Raw genomic sequence first — 3,294 nt, 5'->3', positions numbered from 1 at the left:
TCCAGGTGAAGGTGCGTGGCTTCCGCATCGAGCTGGGCGAAATCGAAGCGGCGCTTCGCCGCACTCCGGGACTCAAGGACGCCGTCGTCGTCGCCAAGGGCGAAGCCGCCGACAAGCGGCTGGTCGCCTACGTCGCGCCCAGGGCGGATGCCTCGCTGGAGGCCGAAGCCCTCAAGGCGCAGCTGCGTCAGGGGCTTCCCGAGTACATGGTGCCCTCCACCTTCGTGGTGCTGGACGCCATGCCCCTCAACGCCAACGGCAAGGTGGACCGCAAGGCTCTGCCGGAGCCGGAGGCGCCGCAGTCAGGCAGCACCTACGAGGCACCTCGCACGGAGACGGAGGCGAAGCTGGCGTCCATCTGGGCGGAGGTGCTTCGCCTGCCCCAGGTGGGCGTGAAGGACTCCTTCTTCGAACTGGGTGGCCACTCCCTGCTGGCCACCCAGGTGGTCTCGCGCGTGCGCGCGGAACTTGGGGTGGAGCTGCCGCTGCGTGCCCTCTTCGAGTCCTCCACCGTGGAAGCCCTGGCGGGGCGGCTGCAAGGGACCGCGGGCACGCATGCGCCCAAGCTCACCCGTGCCACGCACGAGGGCCCGCTGCCGCTGTCCTTCGCTCAGCAGCGGCTGTGGTTGCTGGATCAGCTCCAGCCGGAGGACGCGTCCTACAATCTCCCGGCGGCGCTCCAGCTCACAGGACACCTGGATGTGGAGGCCCTGCGTCGCGCCTTCGAGGCGCTCGTCGCCCGTCACGAAGCCCTGCGCACCACCTTCCACGAGCATCAGGGTCAGCCCACGCAGCGGATCCATGCTCCGGCGGCATGGACGCTGCCGCTCACGGACCTCTCCTCCCTGCCCGAGGATCAGCGCGAGAACGAGGCCCGGAAGCTGGCCGACGAGGAAGCCCGGCGCCCCTTCCGACTCGCCACGGGCCCCCTGCTGCGCAGTGCGCTGGTGCGCCTGGCCGAGGGCTCACACCTGCTGCTGGTAACGATGCATCACATCGTCTCCGACGGCTGGTCCATGGGCGTCCTCGTCCGCGAGCTCATCTCGCTGTACGCCGCATTCCATGACGGAAAGGAGCCCGGGCTCACACCGCTGCCCGTGCAGTACGCGGACTTCGCGACGTGGCAGCGCAACTGGCTCCAGGGTGAGGCGCTGGACGCGGAGATCCACTACTGGAAGCAGCAGCTCTCCGGAGCACCCGCCGCGCTGGAGCTGCCCACGGACCATCCGCGTCCGCCCGTGCAGTCGCACCGGGGCGCGACGGTGGAGGTGCGCATTCCCTCGGAGGTGTCTCACGCGCTGAAGGCGCTGGCCGGACGCGAGGGCGCCACGCCCTTCATGGTGCTGCTCGCGGCGTTCCAGGTGCTGCTCTCGCGCTACTCCGCGCAGGACGACATCAGCGTGGGTTCGCCCATCGCGGGCCGCACCCAGGCGGAGACCGAGGGCCTCATCGGCTTCTTCGTCAACACGCTCGTCCTGCGTGCCCAGCTGAACCCGCGCGCGACGTTCCGTGAGCTGCTCGCCCAGGTGCGAGGCACGACGTTCGCGGCGTACGAGCACCAGCACCTGCCCTTCGAGAAGCTCGTCGAAGCCGTGCAGCCCACGCGGGACCTGAGCCGCAGCCCGCTCTTCCAGGCCATGTTCGTCCTGCAGAACACGCCCACCGAGGCGCTGCGTCTGCCGGGCCTGTCGTTCCAGGCCCTGCCGCTGGAAGCCCACTTCGCCAAGTTCGACCTTTCGCTGGCCCTGCAGGAGGTTCAAACGGGACTGGTCGGTTCGTTGGAGTACGCGACGGACCTGTTCGACGCGGCGACCATCCAGCGGATGGCCGGGCACTTCGGAGTGTTGCTGGAGGCCATCGCGCGGAAGCCGGGCACGCGGCTGAGCGACCTGCCCCTGCTCACCGACTCCGAGCGCCAGCAACTCCTGGTCGACTGGAACCCGGAAGCAGCACCCGCGATTCGCGAGCCGAGCATCCCCGCGATGGTGGAGGCCCAGGTGCGCCGCACACCGGACGCGCTGGCTGTCATCACGCCCGAGCGGCAGCTGACGTACCGCGAGGTGGACGCGAAGGCGAATCAGCTCGCCCACCGTCTGCGTGGCCTGGGCGTCGGGCCCGAGGTCCGCGTGGGCTTGTGCGTTGAACGCACCGAGGACCTCGTCATCGGTGCGCTCGGCATTCTCAAGGCCGGTGGTGCGTATGTGCCGCTGGACCCCAGCTACCCGCGTGAGCGCCTGGGGTGGTTGCTGGAGGACGCCCAGGGCCCCGCCCTTGTTGCCCATTCGCATCTTCTGTCTGCACTGCCCGAGACGTCGGCCACAGCGGTGTGCCTGGACTCGGATGCGGAGTTGGCGAAGCAGCCCACCACGGCGCCCGAGGTGGACATCCACGCCGGGCACCTCGCCTACCTCATCTACACGTCCGGCAGCACCGGCCGTCCCAAGGGCGTCGCCATCTCCCACGGCAACGCTGTCTCCTTCCTCCACTGGGCCCTGGCGACGTTCACCCCGGAGGAGTTGAAGGGCACCCTCGCCGCGACGAGCCTCAACTTCGACCTCTCCGTCTTCGAGCTCTTCGCCCCGTTGAGCAGTGGCGGCGCGGTCGTAGTGGCGCGCAACGCGCTGCACCTGGCGGAGCTGCCCACCGCTTCCCATGTCACCCTCGTCAACACGGTGCCCTCCGCCATGGCGCAACTGCTGCGCCTGAATGCGGTGCCGCCCACCGTGCGCGTCGTCAACCTTGCCGGTGAAGCCCTGCCGGAGACGTTGGCCAGGCAGGTCTACGCCGTCCCGACGGTAGAGAAGCTCTACAACCTCTACGGGCCCTCCGAGGACACCACCTACTCCACCGCCTCACTCGTCGGCCGTGACGAGGTGCCCCTCATCGGCAGGCCTCTGCCCGCCACGCGGGCCCACGTGCTGGATGCTTCGTTGCAGCCGGTGCCCGTGGGTGTCGCGGGTGAGCTGTATCTCGCGGGCGAAGGCCAGGCGCGCGGCTACCTGCTGCGGCCGGAGCTCACCGCGGAGCGCTTCGTGCCGGAGCCCTACGGCCCTCCAGGTGGCCGCATGTACCGCACGGGCGACCGCGTCCGCTACCGCGTGGACGGGCGGCTGGAGTACCTCGGCCGCATCGACTTCCAGGTAAAGGTGCGTGGCTTCCGCATCGAGCTGGGCGAAATCGAAGCGGCCCTCCGCCGTGCACCGGGCCTCAAGGACGCTGTCGTCGTCGCCAGGGGTGAGGCCGCCGACAAGCGCCTCATCGGCTACGTCACCGCGCGCGAAGGCCACTCGCTGG

General features: G+C 69.6%; 1 protein-coding gene. It reads left to right on the top strand.

All coding sequences use genetic code 11. The features are described 5' to 3' along the window. The coding region (locus ACLEQD_RS39835; RefSeq protein WP_410391144.1) for an amino acid adenylation domain-containing protein at positions 1–3,294 on the top strand (3,294 nt) is incomplete at both ends.

The sequence above is a fragment of the Corallococcus sp. 4LFB genome (assembly GCF_046520365.1).
Taxonomy (GTDB): Bacteria; Myxococcota; Myxococcia; order Myxococcales; family Myxococcaceae; genus Corallococcus; species Corallococcus caeni.
The sequence above is the reverse complement of the archived record's forward strand: the minus strand, read 5'-3'. Positions and strand labels throughout refer to the sequence as shown.